Origin of the sequence: Pseudomonas fluorescens (assembly GCF_001623525.1) — a bacterium.
Taxonomy (GTDB): Bacteria; Pseudomonadota; Gammaproteobacteria; order Pseudomonadales; family Pseudomonadaceae; genus Aquipseudomonas; species Aquipseudomonas fluorescens_Q.
The window spans coordinates 2,539,296-2,560,691 of the sequence record NZ_CP015225.1 but is presented as its reverse complement, the minus strand read 5'-3'; the positions used below and the strand labels follow the sequence as shown (position 1 = coordinate 2,560,691).

Below are 21,396 nucleotides of genomic sequence, written 5' to 3'. Positions count from 1 at the left end.
TCGCGACATACGTAAGGACCCGCTCGATTACCGTGGGAACCCGGCCTGGAGCACTCAGTCGGGTTCCACGTCCAATTGCAGGCTGTCGTCGGCCAGGCGCTTCGTACTTCGCACGATGCCGCTCAGGTGCCGGCCCTCGGCGTAGAACGTCACGATCTGGGCCTTGTCCAGGTCGTCCGGCATCGGTGGATGAACGTGCAACACGAACCACACCGGTTTGTCGTCGTCGAGGTGCTTGACCTCGTACTGACAGTTGATGCTTTTGGTATTGCGACCAAGCAGCGTGTCGAGACCGTAGTCAAGGTGAGTGCTGTCGACGGAGGATCGGGCGAGAGGCATCGGCGGTCTCCTGGGTACGCGCGGTTGATGTTCAAATGATCCCGCCCGGGATGGAAAATTCCATTGGGTGATCTGTAGAGATTAGCCCCAACTTCTGCCGTTCTCATTTTCCCTGTGGCGAGGGAGCTTGCTCCCGCTCGGCTGCGAAGCAGCCGCAAAAAGCCGGGGCCGCTACGCGACCCAGCGGGAGCAAGCTCCCTCGCCACAGGGGGCCATTCCAAACAGGCACTCGTCAGATCAAAGGCCAGGCACGCCGTCCTTCCACACCGACCAGTTCTTCACAATGTCCTGCACCAGCGGGTTGCCGGTGCGGAACAGGTTTTCCAGTGCCGGGACGAACGCGCCCTGGTCGGCGTATTTGAGCAGGTTGTCCACTTCGTTGCCGCCGGGCTCGGGGCGATCGAAATCGGACCCGGCCCGCAGCACGGCCAGCCGGTTGATGTCCACCCGACCTTCGCGGCTGGCGCGGAGCAAGGCCTCGTAGGTGGAATTGTCTTCCTGTTGGGTGGTGCAGTAGACGCCTTTGTTGTCGGTGAGCAGGCGCGTCCAGACTTCGGCGCGCTCGCTCAGGCGCGTACCGGAGAACCAGGTGTTACCGGCCAGGGTGTCGCAGCGGGTCACCACCGGCGGCTGGTTGGCCGGGGCGTACGGATACTTCAAGCGCCAGGCCGCCGATTCCTTGCTTTCCGCCAAGGTTACCTTCTGGCTGAGGGCAAAGGCCTTGGCTTGCAGGGCCGGGTTGAGTTCGAAGACTTCCGTCTTGTAGTCCAGCGGCGGTTTTTCGTTCGGCCCCTTGGTGTTGATGCCCAGGTAGCCGGTAGGCCAGTCCTTGGGCACATCCCGCGAATCCAGCTCCCATTGGGTGCCGAACTCCACCAGGTAATGGGCCCAGGCGGTTGTGCCAAGTGTGCCGTGGTGCGGGTTGATGCCGGCGATCCCGGCCACCAGGAAATAGCTTTTGCGCAGGTCGACGGTGGGGGAGAAGGCCAGGGCCAGTGTCGAGGCTGCGGCGTTGGTCTGGCCCATGCCGGTAATCAGCAGGCAGACTCGTTCGGCATTGCAGCGGATCGTCGGGTATTCGGCGGAAAGTCCCGGCACGCGGATTTCAGTCTTGAGTTCGAGGCGATCGATCCAGTTCTGCGCTTCAGGAGCGAACATCGTGATCAGCATCACTTTGGGTTGAAGCGGCGGTGCGGCCCCGGCGGTCGAGCAGAATAGAGCCGTGCAGGCCAGGCCGATTGAAATAGACAGGCGATTGATCATGTATTCGTGACCTCCATGGATCGAAGTGGTGCTTCTACAGCTTGCTCAGAATTGATAGCCAACCCCGGCGTAGTATCCCCAGCCATCGGAGCGGGCGCGGAAGTTGCCGTCGCCAAAGTTAAGCTCACTGCCGTCCTGCCAGTTGCCGCCGTTGTGGAAGTAACGGCCCACCAGCGTAAAGCGCAGGTGCGTGAACGAATACAGCAAAACGTTGGTGGCGACCGTCGCGTTGGCGGTGCGGGCGGGGTTGTCCTTGTGCAGGTCCGAACCGAAGTCGAAGTTGGTGAAACCAATGTAAGTCAGGGATGCGCCGTTGCTGAACTGGCTGATCGGCACGATGTATTTGAGCTGGGCGCGGTAGCCGTCCCAGGAGTATTCATTGCTGGCGCCATAGTTTTCCCATTGATAACGGCCATAGAAGTTGGCCGACAGGTTGACCCTCGAGTGGGTGTCGATGTCGGTGCCCAGCCCGCTGTACAAGGTGTTCGCGCGATTGGCGCTGTTGCTGCCGTGATCGTAGATCCAGTCGAACGCCACATACCATTCCTTGAACGGCCCGATGGCCAGGCTGCGGCCGGCCAGGTAGTCGATGGAAATACGCGGTTCGTGCTCCATGAACACGGGAGAACCGTGGTCCCACACCCCTTTGTCGTGACTGTTGCCAATGTTGAAAATCTTTGGAATGTCGACGTAGCCATAGAGCTCGAAGGGCCCTTTGCGTCCGAAGTATTCATATTCCAGATAGACATCGTCGACCGGTTGCGGGCCGAAGCTGATGTCCTTGCTGCCGATGAGCGTCAGGTCCTGGTTGTACCAGTCCGACAGGTAGACGCCTTTTTTCGAGGGGGTGGCCTCGGGGCTGAGGGCTTCGCCCTGGGCGGACGCCTCGGCGGTCTGGGCTTGGACCGTGGTGCTGAGTAGTCCGGTAACGGCGGTCAGTAGCAGGGCGGCTGCCAATACGCCGGGTGTAGCGCGACACCGGGAAGTGCAGTGCATGGAAAGTCCTTGTTCGTGTGGGCCGAAGCCCGGGTTCCGTGGTTGAAGAAAGACCATCGATCCGCTGCGCAGGATCGATTGCGCAAACGTTTGCACATGTCGTACCAATTTTTTGTATTGGCTTGAAATGCATGGGGTTCAGGCTTTTTTCCTGTCGTGTTGGTCAGGCTCGGTGCACCGAATTCGGCAGTGTCGGGTGAAGGGGCACCAACGTGTTGCAGGGGCATGTGATCGACGCGGCACTGAGGCGGTGGCGTTGCTGATAGAATCGGTCATCTTGACTGACCAGAGGTATGCCCATGAGCGAGCCGATTCGCCTGACCCAGTACAGCCACGGTGCCGGTTGCGGCTGCAAGATTTCGCCCCAGGTACTGGAAGTGATCCTGGCCGGCAGCGGTGCGCAGAACCTTGATCCCAATTTGTGGGTCGGCAATGCGTCCCGGGACGATGCTGCGGTGTACGCCATCGACGAGGAGCGCGGGGTGGTCTCGACCACCGATTTTTTCATGCCGATTGTCGATGATCCTTTCGATTTCGGTCGCATCGCCGCCACCAATGCCATCAGCGACATCTACGCCATGGGCGGTGACCCGCTGATGGCCATTGCGATTCTCGGTTGGCCCGTCAACGTATTGGCCCCGGAAATTGCTCGGGAAGTGATTCGCGGCGGTCGCTCCGTGTGCGACGAGGCCGGTATTCCCCTGGCCGGCGGGCATTCGATCGACGCGCCTGAGCCGATTTTCGGCCTGGCGGTCACAGGCCTGGTGCAAAAGCGCCATATGAAACGCAACGACACGGCCACCGCCGGTTGCCGCCTGTACCTGACCAAGCCCCTGGGCATCGGCATCCTCACCACGGCGGAAAAGAAAGGCAAGCTGCGCGCCACCGATGTTGGCCTGGCCCGTGACTGGATGTGCACCCTCAATAAACCCGGCAGCCGCTTCGGCAAGCTCGACGGTGTGACGGCGATGACCGACGTCACCGGTTTCGGCCTGCTCGGTCACCTGGTGGAAATGGCCGACGGCAGCCAACTGACCGCGCGCATCCGCTATGACGCGGTGCCACGCTTGCCGGGTGTCGAGTACTACCTCGACCAGGGGTGTGTGCCGGGCGGTACGCTGCGCAACTACGACAGCTACGCCAGCAAGGTCGGTCGGCTCCAGGAACTGCACAAGCGCGTGCTGTGTGACCCACAGACCAGCGGCGGCCTGCTGATTGCCGTCACCCCGGAAGGCGAAAGTGAGTTCCTGCAGGTTGCCGCTGAACTCGGGCTGGCGCTGGAACCTATCGGCGAACTGGTCGAGCGACAGGGTTATGCGGTCGAGGTGTCTTGATGAGCCATGACATCACCGATTACCGCGATATCTTCCTCAATGACCGGCCGATGATGGACACACGCGCCCCGATCGAGTTCATCAAGGGGGCCTTCCCCGGCGTGGTCAATCTGCCGTTGATGACCGACAGCGAACGGCAACGCGTCGGCACCTGCTACAAACAGCAGGGGCAGCAGGCGGCCATTGTCCTGGGGCATCAGTTGGTGTCCGGTGAAATCAAGGCCGAACGCATCCAGGCCTGGGCCGAGTTCGCCAAGACCCATCCCGACGGTGTGCTGTATTGCTTTCGCGGCGGCTTGCGTTCGCAGATCGTCCAGCAGTGGCTCAAGGACGAAGCGGGCATTGATTACCCCAGGGTCGGCGGTGGCTACAAGGCCATGCGCAGCTTTTTGCTGGACACGGTCGAACAGGCGGTTGCCCAGTGCGACCTGGTGCTGCTGGGCGGCATGACCGGCACCGGCAAGACCGAAGCGCTGGCTCAACTGAGCAACAGCCTGGATCTGGAAGGTTATGCCAACCATCGCGGTTCCAGCTTCGGCAAACGCGCCACCGGCCAGCCTTCCAACATCGATTTTGAAAACCGCCTGGCCGTGGACGTACTGAAAAAACGCGCCAGCGGCATCGAACAATTCGTGCTTGAGGATGAGAGCCGTGCGGTCGGCAGTTGCGCCTTGCCGCTGCCTTTGTACCAGCGCATGCAGCAGGTTCCGATGGTCTGGCTGGAAGACAGCCTGGAGCATCGGGTCGAGCGGATCCTGCAGGATTACGTCATCGACCTGTGCGCTGAATTTGTCGCCGTACATGGCGACGAAGGTTTCGCACTGTTTTCCGAGCGATTGCTGGCAAGCCTGGACAACATCCACAAGCGCCTGGGCGGTGACCGTCACCGGCGCTTGAAGGACATCCTGGAAACTGCCCTGGCCGAGCAGGCCCACAGCGGTGCCGTCGACGTGCATCGCGGTTGGATCGAAGGCCTGCTGCGTGAGTATTACGACCCGATGTACGTGTTCCAGCGGGAAAAGAAGGGGCTGCGGATCGAGTTCTCGGGAGAGCAGGCGGCGGTGCTGGAATATCTGCGGGAGCGGGCGGCCCGAGGAGGGTGACCTGTGGGAGCGAGCAAGCTCCCACACTGATGATCAGGTCGGACAGGCTTGCTTGCCATTGTCCAAACCTTGCTTGTAGCTCTGGCTGGTGAGGCTGGCCTTGCCGTTGTGCCAGGTCAGGGTCAGCACGTACAGCGAGTCAAAATCGCCTGACGCCCAGTCATCGGTAATGGTTTGCTTCTTGCCCACCGCCTCTGCGGCGACCGTGTTGATCAGTTCCGGCAGGTAGCCATGGGACCAGGCGGTATAGATGGTGGCGTTGTGGTACTTGTCGTGCAGCAGTTCCTCAGCCAGGTCGCTGGTGTCGTTGGCCGAATAATTGATGTTCACCGGCAACCCGAGCTTGATGGCGCTGGGGCTGATGGTCATCAGCGGGCGAATATAGCTATAGGAATTGTCCAGCTCGCCCTCTTCGACATTGCGGGTCGGGTTGGCCGCGAACACGTAGTCGGCCTTGCCGAATTTTTCCGGCAGCAGGGTGGCCAGGTCGATGGCGCGGTTGAGACCCTGGCAGTTGAGCTGGCCCAGGCCACCGGCGGGTTTCTCGGCATGACGCAGGAACACCAGGGTCTGCACGCCGTCGGCTGGTTGGGCGCGGCTGATGCTGGATTCCAGCGCCAGCCCCAGGCCACAGACCACAAGCAGCGTCGGCAGCAGCAGCCACGAGCGGTGTTTGAAGCGTCTGGCGAAATTCAGTGGGTTCATCATCGAATAGTTATTCTTCAGCACTCATGAGTCAGGCTGACAAACCCTGGCACCGCGAAGCGGCTGGCCTCGGGTGTTTTCCCTGTCGTTACGCCGCGTTGAATCCTCGGGGGCATTGCTCAGAGTCTCTTCAAGCCCTTTGGTTCGATCCTGGCTAGTCCCGGTGCACTGTAAGGCCTCCTGTGGGGAGGTAGGGCGAATGTTAGCGACAGGATGTTGCGGATTTAAGAAAAGCCGATGTGAATACCGTGACGGGCAGTGATGCCGTCCCGTACATCTTGGATTATCCTCGGGGCTTTCCTTCATTTCCGAGCCGACCCCATGCCCGACTTGACCCCATTCCCCATCACCGAGAAATGGCCTGCCCAGTTCCCGGAGTGGATCCAGTTCTACTCCCTGCCCACCCCCAACGGCGTGAAGGTCTCGATCATGCTGGAAGAGATCGGCCTGCCGTACGAGCCCCACAAAGTGGACTTCGCCAGCAACGATCAGCTATCGCCCGAGTTCCTTTCCCTGAACCCCAACAACAAGATCCCGGCGATTCTCGATCCCCATGGGCCGGGCGACCAGCCGTTGGCGTTGTTCGAGTCGGGGGCGATCCTGATTTATCTGGCGGACAAGAGCGGGCAGTTGCTGGCCCAGGAGTCGGCGGCGCGCTACGAGACGATCCAGTGGCTGATGTTCCAGATGGGTGGCATCGGGCCGATGTTCGGGCAGTTGGGGTTCTTCAACAAGCTTGCCGGCAAGGACTACGAGGACAAGCGGCCACGCGATCGCTACGTCGAGGAAAGCAAACGCCTGCTCAAGGTGCTCGATGGCCGTCTGCAAGGGCGCGACTGGATCATGGGCGAGCGCTACACCATTGCTGATATCGCCACGTTCCCCTGGGTGCGCAACTTGATCGGCTTTTACGAGGCCGGTGATTTGGTCGGTATCCAGGATTTCCCCAATGTGACGCGGGTACTGGAGCGCTTCCTGGCCCGACCGGCTGTGGCGCGCGGGTTGAAGATTCCAGAATGAGTCAGCCGACGAGTCGCCGATTCGATTACAAGCAACTGGATGTGTTCAGCGACGTGCCACTCAAGGGCAATCCGCTGGCGGTGGTGCTGGGGGCCGATGGGCTCAGTGATTCGCGCATGGCTGCTTTTGCCAATTGGACCAACCTCAGCGAAACCACATTCGTGTTGGCGCCACAGCACCCGGAAGCCGATTACCGGGTGCGTATTTTCACCACCTCGACCGAGTTGCCGTTTGCCGGGCATCCGACCCTGGGCAGTTGTCACGCCTGGCTGGAAGCCGGAGGCGTGCCCAAAGGGCAGGAGATCGTGCAGGAATGTGGCATCGGCCTGGTCAGGATTCGCCGCAGTGATCATGGCTTGGCATTCCTCGCGCCGCCCTTGCTCAAGTCCGGTCCGTTGGAGGCCGACCTGCTGGAGCGGGTGCGCAAGGGGTTGGGGCTCGCAGCCGAGGCGATTGTCGAGGCGCAATGGGTCGATAACGGTGCCGGCTGGCTGGCCTTGATGCTCAAGGATCGCCAACAGGTCCTGACGCTCGACCCCGATTACCCTCAGTTGCTGGATCTGGCCGTGGGCGTGATCGCACCTTGGGATCGGGCCGTGGATGGCGATGAAGCGCACTTTGAAGTGCGAGGCTTCATCGCCGGTGATGGCATGCCGGAGGATCCCGCCACGGGCAGCCTGAACGCCGGGCTCGCGCAATGGATGCTGGCCAAGGGCTTGGCGCCGACATCCTATGTGGTCAGCCAGGGGCTGACGATGGGTCGGGCAGGGCGCATTCATGTCGAGCAATTGGGCGATGACGTCTGGATTGGCGGCGCGGTGGTGACGTGCATCAATGGCTCGCTGACCGTGTGAGGGGATTATTGCCCGGCTGGTAACACGCTATTTTCCAGCCGGTATTTGTGCCCTGGCCGACCAGGGCATAAGCTTTGCCCCCTGTGATCGCGCACCTATTTGCCCCAGGAGTCCCATGTCCAGCCAGTTCCCCGAAGCACGTCCACGCCGTCTGCGTCGCAATGCAAGCCTGCGCAGCCTGTTCCAGGAAACCGAGTTCACCTTGAACGACCTGGTGCTGCCGATTTTTGTCGAAGAAGAAATCGATGATTTTGTGCCGATCAAGAGCATGCCCGGTGTGGTGCGCATCCCCGAATCGAAACTGGCCGGCGAGATCGAGCGCTACGCCCGTGCCGGCATCAAATCGGTGATGACCTTTGGTGTGTCCCATCACCTGGACAACGATGGCAGCGATACCTGGAGCGAGCGCGGCCTGGTGTCGCGCATGGCCGGGATCTGCAAGGACGCGGTGCCGGAGATGGTCGTGATGTCCGACACCTGCTTCTGTGAGTACACCGATCATGGTCACTGCGGTGTGCTCCACGGCGATGAAGTGGACAACGACCGGACCCTGGTCAACCTGGGCAAGCAAGCCGTGGCGGCGGCCCGCGCCGGTGCCGATGTGATCGCGCCATCGGCGGCCATGGACGGGCAGGTCCAGGCCATTCGCCGGGCCCTGGATGAAGCCGGTTTCAGCCAGACGGCAATCATGGCCTATTCCACCAAGTTCGCCTCGGCACTCTATGGCCCGTTCCGCGAGGCCGGCGGTAGCGCGTTGAAAGGCGACCGCAAGAGCTACCAGATGAACCCGATGAACCGCCGCGAAGCGCTGCGCGAATCCTTGCTCGACGAGCAGGAAGGTGCCGATGCACTGATGGTCAAGCCGGCCGGTGCTTACCTCGATATCATCCGCGACATTCGCCAGGCTTCGAACCTGCCGCTGTCGGCTTATCAGGTCAGTGGCGAATACGCGATGATCAAGTTCGCCGCCCAGGCTGGCGCCATCGACGAAGGCCGCGTGATACGCGAGAGCCTTGGCGCAATCAAGCGGGCGGGGGCAGACCTGATCTTCACCTACTTCGCCATGGACCTGGCGCTGAGCGGGATCTGATCTCGACTTGCATCAGTGGGGCCCGTGCCACCGCCTTCGCGAGCAAGCTCCCACATTGGGCATAGCCCGCATCCACTTTTGATCGTATGGTTGCTCCGGAATAACGAACTCGATGGAGCACCATGCAATTCAACCGATTGATGATCAGCCTGGCTGCGCTGCTGGCCTTGGCCGGTTGCGGCAGCCGTCAGGCGCAGGAACCTGAGCGTCAACCCGCTGAGGTCAAGAAGCAGATCGTGCAGTTGTTGCCGGCCAAGACTGCGGATCGCGAAGGCTGGGCGACTGACATCTACGTGGCCTTTGCGACCCAGCAGATTCCCTCTACGACGCAGAACATCTGTGCTGTCCTGGCGGTGACCGAACAGGAGTCGACGTTCCAATCCGATCCGCCAGTGCCGGGGCTGGGCAAGATCGCTCGTCAGGAGATCAACCGCCGTGCGGAGAAGGTGCACATTCCGGAGCTGTTGGTCAGTGGCGCACTCCAGGTGCGTTCGCCCAACGGCAAAAGCTACAGCGATCGGCTCAATGCGGCACGCAGCGAGAAAGAGCTGAGCGGGATTTTCGATGATTTCATCGGCATGGTGCCGCTGGGCAAGACACTGTTTGGCGGTTTCAATCCGGTGCACACGGGTGGGCCGATGCAGGTCAGCATCGCGTTTGCCCAGGCCAATGCGCGGAATTATCCCTACGCGGTGGAGGGCTCGATTCGTCGCGAAGTGTTCAGTCGTCGTGGCGGGATGTATTTCGGCATCGCGCATTTACTGGGCTATCCGGTGAGTTACACCGAGCCGTTGTATCGTTTTGCCGATTTCAATGCCGGGTGGTACGCCAGCCGCAACGCAGCTTTCCAGCATGCGGTGAGTGTAGCGTCGGGCATTTCCCTGGCGCTGGACGGCGATCTGATCGCCCACGATTCCATCATGCCGGGCAGCACGGAACTGGCGGTGCGCACGCTGGGCAAGTCGCTGGGAATGCGCAACCCGACCATCCGCGATCAACTGGAGCAGGGTGACAGTCTGGCGTTCGAGGACAGCAAGCTCTACAAGCGTGTGTTCGAACTGGCTGACAAGGCCGAGGGCAAGGCGTTGCCTCGGGCGGTATTGCCGGGGATCGTGCTCAAGAGCCCGAAGATCACGCGCAAGCTGACCACGGCATGGTTTGCCAAGCGGGTGGATGAGCGTTATCAGCGATGCATGGCGCGGGCGGCGGGGCGCTAGCCAGGCGTTGAGGCATGAAAAAGCCCGGCGGATGAGGCCGGGCTTTTACTGTGATGGGTTTGGTTTGGGAGTGTTCTGGAGCGGTGTGTCGGGTGAACTGCGCAGCGGCTGCGTGAAGGTTGCGGCCGCTGCGCGCCCGAGCGGGAGCAAGCTCCCTCGCCACGGGGTGTGTTGCACATGATTTGCGATATTTCCAGGCATTGCGGTCAAGCAACTCATACGCGGTTTTCGATCAGACGATCGGAGCCACCTTCAGCGACACGACGTTCCAGCAAGCGATCAGCACCGCCTTCAGCGACGCGGTTTTCGATCAGGCGATCAGAGCCACCTTCGGCGACACGACGTTCCAGCAGACGATCAGCACCGCCTTCAGCGACGCGGTTTTCGATCAGGCGATCGGAGCCACCTTCGGCGACGCGACGTTCCAGCAGACGATCGGCACCACCTTCAGCGACGCGGTTTTCGATCAGGCGATCGGAGCCACCTTCGGCGACGCGACGTTCCAGCAGACGATCGGCACCGCCTTCAGCGACGCGGTTTTCGATCAGGCGATCGGAGCCACCTTCGGCGACACGACGTTCCAGCAGACGATCAGCACCGCCTTCGGCGACGCGGTTTTCGATCAGGCGATCAGAACCGCCTTCGGCGACGACCGGTTGGGAGGAGGCGGCAAATACGTTGGCGGCCAGTACAGAGAAAGCGAGGCTGAGGATGACTTGGCGTTTCATGATGGTGTGCTCCGGGGGGGCAGTGGTTTGTGTGAGGCCATTGTTGTCCCGGGCGATCATCAAGAGAACTTCATTGACATGATGGTGAACATCGATGGCAGTGATACCTCGTTGGCCCGCTACCGGTCAGCTCGATGGAACACTGATGGGCTCGCGGGCTCTACCGGCATAATGCTTACGCAGGAGGTACGTTCATGTATCGGTTATTCGGTTGCAGGCAATCCGGCTCTTCGGCGGTGGAGGTTGCCCTGTGTCTCTGTGAGGTGGCTTATCGGCGGGTCGACGCCTATTCGACGCAAGACAACGATGCGGCGAAAGAGCTTGAGGCACTCAATCCTCTGAAGCAGGTGCCGACCCTGCAGTTGCCGGACGGTTCGGTGCTGACTGAAGCGGCGGCGATCTTGATTCACCTCGGGTTGACCTTCCCAGCATCGAAGCTGCTCCCGCAAGACCCGGCCCAGCGTGCCCAGGCCATACGGGGCCTGGTCTATATCGCGGCCAATTGCTACACGCCCATCGGCATTATCGATTTTCCGGAACGCTGGCTGGACGAGGCGGACGAAGCGACTCGACAGCGATTGATATCCGGCACGCAGCAACGGCTGTATCGCAATTGGGCGCTGTTTGCCGACCAGTTCCCGGCCCGACCTTTTCTGGGCGGTGACGAGCCCGGAGCGCTGGATATCCTGGCGGCCGTGATCACCAAGTGGAGAAATACGCGGGAGGCGATGCTGAGCGCCCGTCCAGCGTTCCATGAGCTGTTGGAGCGCATTGACCACCATCCGCGCGTTGCGCCGGTGCTGTCGCTGCATTGGCCTGAGTGAATCAAGGACACGCCTTGCGTGCAGCCGCTTGCTCGACAAGGCCGGCAAATTGCCGGACATTCTCCTGATGCGCCGTCACCAGCTCGTCGATACTGGCGCCCGCCGGCGTTTGCAGGCTGCTGCGGCACGTGATGGGGCGGGCGTCGTTGCCCAGGTTACGCAGTCGCCATTGCACATCCATGCGGGCATAGCGGCCAGGGATCGAGTCAAAGCGTTGCACCTCTACCCGCAGCAATGATTTGGGGGCGCCAGGGTTGTTCAGTCGTTCGTCCAGGCTGCTGTGCAGTTCATCGGCCAGGCTGGCGCCCCACCATTCGGTTTCCATGATCGCCAACCCGCTGTTGCCTTGGCGAATGACCATCTGGGTGCGATCCACCTGGGGTGGGACACTGACCTGTTCGATCTGGATGTCCACGCTGGAGCGCGATTGGCCTGCCGGTTGGGCCGGGCTCAACGTGTGGTAGTGGATCGGATCGCTGCGGCAGGCGCCGAGCAGCAACGCCACGGCAACCAGGGTGAGTTTCAGCGTCAGTGGCATGGGGCGGGCTCCTGTGATCATTCTTTCACCGGCAATGTGAGGTTCTGCGCCGGTGCGTCCTTGGGACGGCCGCGAAGCAGCGATTCGGGATGGCGGCTCAGGTAGTCCGACAGTTCGCGCAGCGAGCGCGACATGCGCCCCAGGTCGTCAAGGGTCTGGGTCAATTGTTCGCGCTGCGGTGAATCTTCGGCCAGGGTCGAGTTAGCCGATTGCAGGGTCTTGCTGACGTCTTGCAAGGTGCTTTGCACGCCCGGCAGGGTCTTGCTGTTGAACTGGGCCAGGCCTTTGCGCAGCTCCACCAGGTTGCCATCCAGGTTGCCGGCAATGCTCTCCAGTGGCAGTTTGTTGATCCGCTCGATCATCGCCTGCAGTTGTTCCTGCAGTTGCTGGAGACTGCCTGGGATGGTTGGAATGCGCACGGGCCGGGCGCTTGGGTCGAAGGCGACTTTTTCAGCCTTGGGGTAGAAGTCCAGCGAGATGTACAACTGCCCGGTCAGCAGGTTGCCGCTACGGGCCTGGGCGCGCAGGCCGCGCTCGACGAAGCTGCCGATCAGGCGGGCGCCAGCGGCTTCGTCGTCTGGATTGTGATTGAGCGACTTGAGCAGTTTTTCATGGGCCTTGCCCAGGCGTTGCGGGTAGATCACCACGCCGACATTGACCGGAAAGCTGCGCTGTTTCTCATCGAAATCCAGGTTGATGGCCACCACCCTGCCGACTTCCACCCCGAGGAACTCAACCGGCGCACCGACGCGCAAGCCGCGCAGTGCCTGATCGAAGCGCAGGGCCAGGTATTGCGCCTTGCCATCGGGCGGGGCGAGGGCGCTCTGCTGGTCGGCAAACAGCTCGAAGGTCTTGTCTTCGCTGGCGGCGGTGTCGTTGGGGCTGTACTCCGGTGCCCGGAACGCGATGCCACCCAAGAGCAAGGCCGAGAGCGATTCGGTCTTGACGGCGAAACCGTTGGCGCCGACGTTCACGTCGACGCCGCTGACGTTCCAGAACCGGGTGTTTTCGGTGACATACACATCGTTGGGCGCGTTGATGAATACGTCGATGTTGACGCCTTTTCCCTCGGCGTCCAGGGCGTAGGACACGACTTGGCCCACCGGGATCTTGCGCAGGTACACCGGCGAGCCGATGTCCAGTGAACCGAGGTCCTGGGAGTGCAGGGTGAAGCGCTTGCCTGGTTCGCCGTAGGTGATGGGCGGCGGGTTCTCCAGGCCCGTGAAGGACTTGGCGCGCACTTTCGACTGACCGGCGTCGGCCCCAATGAAATCCCCCGACAGCAAAGTGTCGATCCCCGAAATACCGCCGGCCCCGATGCGTGGCCGTACGACCCAGAACACCGAATCTTCGTGAGTGAAGGTGTCGGCAGTCTTGGCGAGCTTGACCGTGGCGGTGACGTTCTTCTGGTCCTCGCTCAGTTGCACATCGGTGACCTGGCCGATGACCACGTTGCGATATTTCACCTGGGTCTTGTTGGCGGTCAGGCCCTGGCCGGTCTTGAAGGTGATGGTGATGGTCGGGCCTTCCTGCAGCCAGTTGTGGACCACCAGGGACAGCCCCACCAGGACCGCGATGATCGGCACGATCCACACCAGCGACACCGTCCAGCGGCGGGTGGTGACGTGGGCGCGGCCGGGTGCGGGTTGCTGCCCGTCAGTGGCTTGCGACTTCATCCATGACCTCCTCGGATGGTTGAGTGTCCCAGATCAGCCGGGGGTCGAAACTCATGGCCGACAGCATGGTGAACAGCACCACGAGGCCGAAGAACAGGATGCCCGGTCGTGGTTCGATGTCGCTCAATGCCTGGAACTTGACCAGTGCCGCCACCAGGGCCACCACCAGCACATCGAGCATCGACCAGTAGCCGATGACTTCCACCAGCCGGTACAGCTTCGCCCGCTGGACCTGGGCCCAGGTGCTGCGCCGCTGTGCGGTCACCAGCAACAGGGTCAGCACCACGAACTTGATGCCGGGCACCGCAATGCTGGCGATGAAGATAATCAGGGCGATGTCCCAGGCGCCGCTTTGCCAGAACTCGATGACGCCGCTGATGATGGTGCTGTCGGCGCCTTCACCGAGCATCTGGGTATTCATGACCGGTAGCAGGTTGGCCGGGATGTAGAACACCAGCGCGGCCAGCATGTAGGCCCAGGTGCGGGTGATGGCGTCGGGTTTGCGTCGATGCAGGGCGGCGTCGCAGCGGGGGCAGGTCTCGGGCTCGTCGGTCATGTCGCAGGCCAGGCCACAGCTGTGGCACAGGCACAGGCCCAGGTCGCGGGCCTCTGGCGGGGTGTCCAGCGGCTGGCCGTTCACAGGCTGTCCCAAAGGTCGCGGACATCGCGCCCGGCAATGCGGATCATCAGCAGGCTCAAGGCCGCCAGGGCGAACAGGCCGATGCCCGGGAGCACGTCCAGCAGTCCGGCGAGCTTGATCACCGCCACCAGCGCGCCCAGCAGGCACACCTCCAGCATGCTCCAGGGCCGCAGGGTTTCCAGGCTGCGCATGCACAGGTTGAACCCCGGCGCCCGCCGCTGGAGGTAGGCATGGCCCAGTACCCAGAGCAGCAGGGCCAATTGAAAGGCCGGTGCAATGATGATCGCCACCGCTGTCACCAGGGCGATGAAGGCGATCGGCCCCTGGTTCAGCGCCACGATGGAATCCCATAACGTCGCGCTGTTGCTCAGGCCCTGGAGGCGGATGCTCATGACCGGGTAGATGTTGGCGAAGGCCCACAACACCGCGGCCGTCACGCTCAAGGCCAGGCGCTGCTCGATGGTCAGGCCGTTGTAGCGCTGGATCACCGCGTGGCAGCGCACGCACGAGGCTTTCTGGTGCGCAGCGAGCACCACCGGCTCGTATACCGCATCGCAATGTTCACAAATGATCAGTCGGTCGGTGTCGGCCATTGGGATGCTCGCAGGAACAACCCCTTCAATATAGAAGTGCCTTGGAAATGAGCAACCCGACCGAACGGATCATTCCCCGCGAATGTATTGCTCCAGTTGTTTGATCAGATCGGCCTGTTCGGCGATGGCTTCCTTGACCAGGTCGCCGATGGACAGCAGGCCGACCAGTTTGCCGTCCTCCACCACTGGCAAATGCCGCAAATGTTTTTCGGTCATGATGCTCAGGCAGGTCTCGACGTTCTGGTGCGGGTCGATGGTGATCACGGGGGAGACCATGATGTCACTGACCTTCGTGCCCACCGATGAGCGACCGCGCAAGACCATTTTGCGAGCATAGTCGCGCTCGCTGATGATCCCCAGCACTTCATCGTTCTTCACCACCAGCAAGGCACCGACATTCTTCTCGGCCATGCGCATCAGGGCCTGCAATACCATGTCGTCCGGTGAGATGGTGTGCACTTGCTGGTTCTTCTCGTCTTTTATCCGGAGCAACTGCGCGACGGTTTTCATGGGGGAGCCTCAGGTGTTGTTTTTGCTGGTTGTTAAAGCATCGTAGACCCAACGGCGCAGAGCAAGCGGTAAAGCGGCGGCCAGTCGTCCAAAAGCGTCATTGCCCGGGGATTTCCCTCAATCCCGTGGCCAGGCGCCGTTGTGGCGAGGGAGCTTGCTCCCGCTCGATCGCGCAGCGATCGCAAAAAGGGGCCGCTGCGCAGCCCAGCGGGAGCAAGCTCCCTCGCCACAAAAAAAGCGGGTGGGTGGTGTGTCAGTTGGGCAGGTGAAGTTCCCTCTCCACAGGTAGAATCGCGGCACACGCAAAATTCGAGGTTGCAGCGGTGGATTTACAGCAGGGCTTCGTCCTGACCCGGCATTGGCGCGATACCCCGGCCGGCACCGAAGTCGAGTTCTGGCTGGCGACCGACGCCGGTCCCCGGCGCGTGCGCCTGCCGGTGCAGACGTCGGTGGCCTTCGTGCCGCAGATCCAGCGCGGCCAGCTCGAAGCCTTGCTGCAAGGGGAGAAGGAGGTAGAGCTACGCCCCCTGGACCTGCTGGATTTCGAGCATCGTCCGGTGCTGGGGCTGTATTGCCAGCAACACGCCCAACTGATGCGCCTGGACACCACCTTGCGCCGCGCTGGCGTGGAGGTGTTCGAAGCAGACATCCGGCCGCCGGAGCGCTACCTGATGGAGCGCTTCATCACCGCCCCGGTGTGGTTCGGCGGTACGCCAACCGCCGATGGCCTGCTGGTGGATGTCCAGATGAAACCGGCGCCCGAATACCGTCCACCGTTGCGCCTGGTGTCCCTGGACATCGAAACCACCGCCCAGGGCGAATTGTATTCCGTCGCCCTGGAAGGCTGCGGCGAGCGCCAGGTCTACATGCTCGGGCCAGCCAATGGCGACGATACCGGCGTGGATTTCCAGCTGGAATACTGCGAATCGCGCACGCTGCTGCTGAAGAAACTCAACGACTGGTTCGCCCGTTTCGACCCTGACGCGATCATTGGCTGGAACCTGGTGCAGTTCGACCTGCGGGTGTTGCATGAACACGCCCGGCGCCTGGCGGTGCCGTTGCGCCTGGGGCGTGGTGGGGAAGAGATGCAATGGCGCGAGCACGGCGCGCGCAACAACCACTTCTTCGCCTCGGCCGCTGGCCGGTTGATCATCGACGGTATCGAGTCCCTGCGTTCGGCGACTTGGAGTTTTCCCTCGTTCAGCCTGGAAAACGTCGCCCAGACGCTGCTGGGGGAGGGCAAGTCCATCGATAACCCGTACCAGCGCATGGACGAGATCAACCGCATGTTCGCCGAGGACAAGCCGGCCCTGGCCCGCTACAACCTCAAGGACTGCGAGCTGGTGACGCGGATCTTCGCCAAGACCGAACTGCTCAAGTTCCTCCTGGAGCGGGCCAGCGTCACCGGCCTGCCAGCGGACCGCAGCGGCGGTTCGGTGGCGGCCTTCACGCACCTGTACATGCCGCTGATGCACCGCCAGGGGTTTGTTGCCCCCAATCTCGGCCAGCGTCCGCCCGAGGCCAGCCCGGGTGGATTTGTCATGGACTCCCAGCCGGGGCTCTACGAGTCGGTGCTGGTGCTGGACTACAAAAGCCTGTATCCATCGATCATCCGCACTTTCCTGATTGACCCGGTGGGCTTGATCGAAGGGCTGCGCCACCCGGCTGACCAGGAATCGGTGCCAGGCTTTCGCGGGGCGCGTTTCTCCCGTACCCGCCATTGCCTGCCGGCCATTGTGGCGCGGGTCTCCGAGGGCCGGGAAACCGCCAAGCGCGAGCACAATGCGCCGCTGTCCCAAGCATTGAAAATCATCATGAACGCCTTTTATGGCGTGCTCGGTTCCAGCGGCTGTCGCTTCTTCGATCCACGCTTGGCCTCGTCCATCACCCTGCGCGGCCACCAGATCATGCAGCGCACCCGCCAGTTGATCGAAGCCCAGGGGCATGTGGTGATCTATGGCGATACCGATTCCACGTTCGTCTGGCTGCGTCGTGCCCATGGCCAGGAGGAAGCGGCCAGGATCGGTCGCGAGTTGGTCGCCCACGTCAACCAATGGTGGCGTGAGCAGGTGCGCGATGAGTTCGGCCTGGAGAGTGCGCTGGAGCTGCAGTTCGAAACCCATTTCAAGCGCTTTCTGATGCCGACTATCCGCGGCGCCGAGGAGGGCAGCAAGAAACGCTACGCCGGATTGGTCACCCGTGCCGATGGCAGCGACGAAATCGTCTACAAGGGCCTGGAAACCGTGCGCACCGACTGGTCGCCGCTGGCACGGCAATTCCAGCAGGAGCTGTACGGGCGGATCTTCCACCGCCAGCCCTATCAGGATTATGTGCGCGATTATGTGCAGCAGACCCTGGCCGGTGCGTTCGATGATCGGTTGGTCTACCGCAAGCGTCTGCGTCGGCCCCTGGAAGACTACGAACGCAACGTTCCACCCCATGTGCGGGCTGCGCGGCTGGCCGATGAGTTCAACCAGCGCCAGGGGCGTCCGCGGCAATACCAGAATGGCGGCTGGATCAGCTATGTCATCACCGTTGCCGGCCCCGAGCCACTGGAAATCCGCAGCGCGCCGATTGATTACGACCATTACGTGAGCAAACAGCTGCAACCGGTGGCGGATGCGATCCTGCCGTTCGTGGATGATGACTTCTCGACGTTGGTGGGGGGGCAGATGGGGTTGTTCTGATGGCGAGGGTCAAGGTTCCTGTGGCGAGGGAGCTTGCTCCCGCTGGGCTGCGCAGCGGCCCCTTTTGCGACCGCTTCGCGATCGAGCGGGAGCAAGCTCCCTCGCCACAAAAAGCTGCCAGGCCCGGGGAAACTAGACCATCGCCAACCGCTGCTTGCCCCGGGGCTGGGGAAATATCAGGTCGAGGGCGGCCAGGTCCTGCGGTTCCAGCTTGAGGTTGGCCGCTTCGGCATTCAAACGCACATGCTCAGGCTTCACGGCCTTGGGAATGGCAATCACATTGTCCTGGCGCAACAGCCAGGCCAGTGCGATCTGTGCCGGTGTGGCGCGATGGCGTTCGGCGATCTGTCCCAGGGTGTGATCCTTGAGCAGGTGCCCGCCCTGGCCGACCGGGCAGTAGGCCATGATCGGCATGCGCCGTTGCTGGCACCAGGGCAGCAGGTCGAATTCGATGCCGCGTTCCTGCAGGTTGTACAGCACTTGATTGGTGGCGCAGGCCGGCGAGGCCAGCTCCTCGAGGTCATCGACGTCAAAGTTCGACACACCCCAGCGGCCGATCTTGCCTTCTTCGCGCAGGCGTTCGAACGCTTCGACGGTTTCTGCCAACGGGTACTGCCCGCGCCAGTGCAACAGATAAAGGTCGATGTAATCGGTGTCGAGCCGGCGCAAGCTGCGTTCGCAGGCCAGGGGAATGCCTTTGCGACTGGCGTTATGAGGGTAGACTTTGCTCACTAGGAAAACCTGGTCCCGCAGGCCGGTGATCGCCTCGCCAACGACGGTCTCCGCACCGCCTTCGGCGTACATTTCTGCGGTGTCGATCAGGTTCATGCCCAGTTCGATCCCCAACCGCAGGGCGGCGACTTCTTTCTTGTGATGGGACGGTTCTTCACCCATGCGCCAGGTGCCCTGGCCGATTACCGGTACGGACACACCCGCCAATTCCAGCGTCCTCATGCCTATCTCCTGTTTTTTGCTTTGACGTGTGGCAGCAGGATAGACCAAGTGTTCAGTGTTGATCGTTCCCACGCGAGCATGGGAACGATTCGGCGGGGGCGTTACTTCGCGGAGAACTTCAACACCATGGTCTGGGTGTAGGTCTGGCCCGGATCAAGCCGTGTCGAAGGGAAGTTCGGCTGGTTGGGCGAGTCGGGGTAGTGCTGGGTTTCCAGGGTGAACGCGCCCCAATGCGGATAGACCTTGCCTTGCTTGCCCTTGACGGTGCCGTCGAGGAAGTTGCTGGTGTAGAACTGCACGCCAGGCTCGGTGGTGTAGAGCTGCAGGCGGCGTCCGGAGTTCGTGTCATACACTTCTGCGGCCAGTTTGCTCACGTCACCCTTGGCGTCCAGCGCCCAGTTGAAATCGAAGCCGCCCTGTTTCGGTTCGGCGAACTTGAGTTGTGGGTGATCGGCCTTGATATGGGTGCCGATGGCGGTGGGTTGGGTGAAGTCCATCGGTGTACCGGCCACGGGGGCCAGTTCGCCGGTGGGAATGAGCTTGCCGGTGACCGGCGTGTAGTGGGCTGCGTGCAGGGTGGCGAGCTGCTCGAGGATGTCGCCGTTACCGGCCCCAGCCAGGTTGAAATAGCTGTGGTTGGTCAGGTTCAGCACCGTGGGTTTGTCGGTGGTGGCTTTGTACTCAATGCGCAATTCGTTCTGTTCGTTGAGGCTGTAGGTGACGTCGGTTTTCAGCGTGCCGGGAAAGCCCATCTCACCATCGGGTGACACGTAGGTCAGGGTGACGCCCACCGAGTCCTTGCCATCATGGGGCTGGGCCTTCCAGACGCGCTTATCGAACCCTTGCGGCCCGCCGTGCAAGGAGTTGCCATGGTCGTTCTGCGGCACCTGGTAACGCTTGCCGTCCAGCTCGAAGGCGCCGTCGGCCAGGCGATTGCCGAAGCGGCCGATGGTCGCGCCGAAATACACGCTGCCGTTCTTCTGGTAACCCTGCACGTCGTCGAAGCCGAGCACGATGTCGGCGGCCTTGCCGTTTTTGTCCGGCACGCTCAATGACTGGAGTATGCCGCCGTAGGTGATAACGGTGGCCTCCATGCCGTGACTGTTGCGCAGCACGAATTTTTCCACCGCCGTGCCGTCGTCGGTTTTGCCGAACGAACCGCGTTCATTAGTCAGGCCGGCAGCGTGGGAAGCCGAGGTGGCGATCATCAGAGACACTCCGAGGGCCGTAAGCAGTTGTCTGGATTCAAGCATGGTATGACCTTCCTTCCTGTTGTTTTGTTGTTGTTTTGAACGCGGGGCGAGTCCGCTACTGGTCGGACAGCGCTGAAGGTTTTTCTGGTTAGTAGTCTTTCTATTTGGTGGGTGAGAAGGGATTTATAGCCATTAATGGGGATTTATCAATTAAAAAGTAAGACTAATTGCGTGATTGGATCGTTGCTGAAGACCGAGGGTTTTCTCCCGGCACTGCACTTTTGTGATTTTTGCTGCTCTATCCATGGCCTGGAAGCGACGACCCCCCATCGCTTCCCCATGCCCAGACCGAGATTCGATGGCCGGTGTTTTTTATCCTGTGACGAGATTGCGCCGCTGCTGCCTGGCATTGTTGGTCGGTGTGTCGATGCTGTTCAGCGGCGGCTGCAGCCATCAGCAGGGACAGGACATGGTCACGCAGTTCAGCAACGCCAAGCCCCAGGAGTTCTTGCAGACCAGCGTCGACCGCATGGCCACGTTGTCGATGCACGACAACTTGCAAAGCCTCTATCTGCTGATGAACAAGCTGTACCTGCGCAACCCCGAGGAGCTGCGCAAGTCCGGCTTTCTCGACGCTCGCACTGCGGAAAAACAGGTGCGCATGGCCATCGAGCAGCAACAGCCTTTGCCGACCCTGGGTGGCAAGAAGGACCTGGCGGCCCTGAGCTACGCCATGAGCCCGGAGTTTCTTGGCGATCGGGTAGGGGCGTTCATCTATGCCATTGGCAGCATGCTGGTGACCGCGCACGGCAATCGCCTCGAGTTCTACATGACCGACACCATCGACCCGCGTTTTGTCAGCAACGCGGCGCGCAATATCGAAAAAGCCACCTGGCTGCTGAGTCAGCGGCAGAACAAGGACGGCAAGCTGTTGCTGTTTTCCAATGAGATTTCGGAGGAGGGCAGCAACCTGAGTTTCGCCGTGGAGTTTGGAAAAATCGTCGCCCGATTGGACCTGCTGACCCAGATGCTCGATGAGCGCTACCGGCGGATCGGCTTGAATTACGCCCAGAGCCTGCTGTTCCTCAATTTCCTGCCGGTCCAGTGAAATGACGGAAAAGGAATAAAGATA

At 61.6% G+C, this 21,396-nt stretch carries 21 protein-coding genes; 9 read left to right on the top strand and 12 right to left on the bottom strand.

All coding sequences use genetic code 11. The features are described from left to right. Nucleotides 1–54 precede the first annotated feature (54 nt). The 3 genes from TK06_RS10875 to TK06_RS10865 all read right to left on the bottom strand — a co-directional run bounded on the left by TK06_RS10875 (nucleotide 55) and on the right by TK06_RS10865 (nucleotide 2,598). Nucleotides 55–339: a hypothetical protein gene (locus TK06_RS10875; RefSeq protein WP_063322077.1), complete on the bottom strand. Its 285-nt coding sequence runs from the start codon at nucleotides 337–339 to the stop codon at nucleotides 55–57. A 237-nt stretch (nucleotides 340–576) separates the two neighbouring features. Continuing rightward, entirely contained in the window at nucleotides 577–1,602 is a 1,026-nt protein-coding gene (locus tag TK06_RS10870; RefSeq protein ID WP_063322076.1) for a purine-nucleoside phosphorylase, read from the bottom strand. A gap of 45 nt (nucleotides 1,603–1,647) precedes the next feature. After that, complete coding sequence (locus TK06_RS10865) at nucleotides 1,648–2,598, bottom strand: nucleoside-specific channel-forming protein Tsx (RefSeq protein ID WP_063322075.1); 951 nt, start codon at nucleotides 2,596–2,598, stop codon at nucleotides 1,648–1,650. A 299-nt stretch (nucleotides 2,599–2,897) separates the two neighbouring features. Between TK06_RS10865 and selD the strand changes: the two genes are divergently transcribed. Both selD and mnmH read left to right on the top strand, forming a co-directional pair. After that, nucleotides 2,898–3,932, top strand: coding sequence for a selenide, water dikinase SelD (gene selD, locus TK06_RS10860; protein ID WP_063322074.1), 1,035 nt, complete (start codon nucleotides 2,898–2,900; stop codon nucleotides 3,930–3,932). Further along, the gene (gene mnmH / locus TK06_RS10855) at nucleotides 3,932–5,035 is read left to right on the top strand and encodes a tRNA 2-selenouridine(34) synthase MnmH (protein ID WP_063322073.1); all 1,104 of its coding nucleotides are present in this window, start codon (nucleotides 3,932–3,934) and stop codon (nucleotides 5,033–5,035) included. Before selD ends, mnmH begins: the two co-directional genes overlap by 1 nt. Before the next feature lie 33 nt (nucleotides 5,036–5,068). Here mnmH and TK06_RS10850 read toward each other — a convergent pair whose 3' ends face one another. Continuing rightward, nucleotides 5,069–5,743 carry a hypothetical protein gene (locus tag TK06_RS10850; protein ID WP_063322072.1) on the bottom strand — a complete coding sequence of 225 codons (675 nt, stop codon included), beginning with the start codon at nucleotides 5,741–5,743 and terminating at the stop codon, nucleotides 5,069–5,071. 318 nt (nucleotides 5,744–6,061) lie between these two features. Between TK06_RS10850 and TK06_RS10845 the strand changes: the two genes are divergently transcribed. The 4 genes from TK06_RS10845 to TK06_RS10830 all read left to right on the top strand — a co-directional run bounded on the left by TK06_RS10845 (nucleotide 6,062) and on the right by TK06_RS10830 (nucleotide 9,921). After that, a complete protein-coding gene (locus TK06_RS10845; protein WP_063322071.1) occupies nucleotides 6,062–6,760 on the top strand; it encodes a glutathione S-transferase family protein in 699 nt (232 codons plus the stop codon). Further along, on the top strand, nucleotides 6,757–7,614 hold the full coding sequence (locus TK06_RS10840; protein ID WP_063322070.1) for a PhzF family phenazine biosynthesis protein: 858 nt from the start codon (nucleotides 6,757–6,759) through the stop codon (nucleotides 7,612–7,614). Before TK06_RS10845 ends, TK06_RS10840 begins: the two co-directional genes overlap by 4 nt. 115 nt (nucleotides 7,615–7,729) lie before the next feature. After that, a complete protein-coding gene (gene hemB, locus TK06_RS10835; protein ID WP_063322069.1) occupies nucleotides 7,730–8,704 on the top strand; it encodes a porphobilinogen synthase in 975 nt (324 codons plus the stop codon). A 122-nt stretch (nucleotides 8,705–8,826) separates the two neighbouring features. After that, nucleotides 8,827–9,921, top strand: coding sequence for a DUF1615 domain-containing protein (locus tag TK06_RS10830; RefSeq protein WP_063322068.1), 1,095 nt, complete (start codon nucleotides 8,827–8,829; stop codon nucleotides 9,919–9,921). Between the two features lie 215 nt (nucleotides 9,922–10,136). Here the strand turns inward: TK06_RS10830 and TK06_RS10825 are convergent, their stop codons facing one another. After that, nucleotides 10,137–10,649: a hypothetical protein gene (locus tag TK06_RS10825; protein WP_063325134.1), complete on the bottom strand. Its 513-nt coding sequence runs from the start codon at nucleotides 10,647–10,649 to the stop codon at nucleotides 10,137–10,139. A gap of 194 nt (nucleotides 10,650–10,843) precedes the next feature. Between TK06_RS10825 and TK06_RS10820 the strand changes: the two genes are divergently transcribed. Next, nucleotides 10,844–11,473, top strand: coding sequence for a glutathione S-transferase family protein (locus TK06_RS10820; RefSeq protein ID WP_063322067.1), 630 nt, complete (start codon nucleotides 10,844–10,846; stop codon nucleotides 11,471–11,473). A gap of 1 nt (nucleotide 11,474) precedes the next feature. On the opposite strand, the gene TK06_RS10815 is transcribed toward TK06_RS10820, so the two are convergent. The 5 genes from TK06_RS10815 to TK06_RS10795 all read right to left on the bottom strand — a co-directional run bounded on the left by TK06_RS10815 (nucleotide 11,475) and on the right by TK06_RS10795 (nucleotide 15,430). After that, a complete protein-coding gene (locus TK06_RS10815) occupies nucleotides 11,475–12,011 on the bottom strand; it encodes a PqiC family protein (RefSeq protein ID WP_063322066.1) in 537 nt (178 codons plus the stop codon). A gap of 17 nt (nucleotides 12,012–12,028) precedes the next feature. Beyond that, nucleotides 12,029–13,687 (bottom strand): intermembrane transport protein PqiB, encoded by a 1,659-nt coding sequence (locus TK06_RS10810; RefSeq protein ID WP_063322065.1) that lies wholly within the window; start codon nucleotides 13,685–13,687, stop codon nucleotides 12,029–12,031. Next, complete coding sequence (locus TK06_RS10805; protein ID WP_063325133.1) at nucleotides 13,668–14,312, bottom strand: paraquat-inducible protein A; 645 nt, start codon at nucleotides 14,310–14,312, stop codon at nucleotides 13,668–13,670. The genes TK06_RS10810 and TK06_RS10805 overlap by 20 nt, the downstream gene beginning before the upstream one ends. A gap of 11 nt (nucleotides 14,313–14,323) precedes the next feature. Continuing rightward, the gene (locus TK06_RS10800; protein WP_063322064.1) at nucleotides 14,324–14,920 is read right to left on the bottom strand and encodes a paraquat-inducible protein A; all 597 of its coding nucleotides are present in this window, start codon (nucleotides 14,918–14,920) and stop codon (nucleotides 14,324–14,326) included. A 69-nt stretch (nucleotides 14,921–14,989) separates the two neighbouring features. Continuing rightward, nucleotides 14,990–15,430, bottom strand: coding sequence for a CBS domain-containing protein (locus tag TK06_RS10795; protein ID WP_003200075.1), 441 nt, complete (start codon nucleotides 15,428–15,430; stop codon nucleotides 14,990–14,992). Between the two features lie 323 nt (nucleotides 15,431–15,753). Here TK06_RS10795 and TK06_RS10790 point away from each other — a divergent pair, with 323 nt between their 5' ends. Then, nucleotides 15,754–18,117, top strand: a complete 2,364-nt coding sequence (locus TK06_RS10790) for a DNA polymerase II (protein ID WP_063322063.1) — start codon at nucleotides 15,754–15,756, stop codon at nucleotides 18,115–18,117. Nucleotides 18,118–18,249: 132 nt separating this feature from the next. Here TK06_RS10790 and TK06_RS10785 read toward each other — a convergent pair whose 3' ends face one another. Together TK06_RS10785 and TK06_RS10780 are read right to left on the bottom strand one after the other, a co-directional pair. Further along, entirely contained in the window at nucleotides 18,250–19,071 is an 822-nt protein-coding gene (locus tag TK06_RS10785) for an aldo/keto reductase (protein ID WP_063322062.1), read from the bottom strand. Nucleotides 19,072–19,172: 101 nt separating this feature from the next. After that, entirely contained in the window at nucleotides 19,173–20,324 is a 1,152-nt protein-coding gene (locus TK06_RS10780) for an aldose epimerase family protein (RefSeq protein ID WP_063322061.1), read from the bottom strand. A 298-nt stretch (nucleotides 20,325–20,622) separates the two neighbouring features. Here TK06_RS10780 and TK06_RS10775 point away from each other — a divergent pair, with 298 nt between their 5' ends. Beyond that, on the top strand, nucleotides 20,623–21,372 hold the full coding sequence (locus TK06_RS10775) for a hypothetical protein (RefSeq protein WP_057447798.1): 750 nt from the start codon (nucleotides 20,623–20,625) through the stop codon (nucleotides 21,370–21,372). Nucleotides 21,373–21,396: the final 24 nt, after the last annotated feature.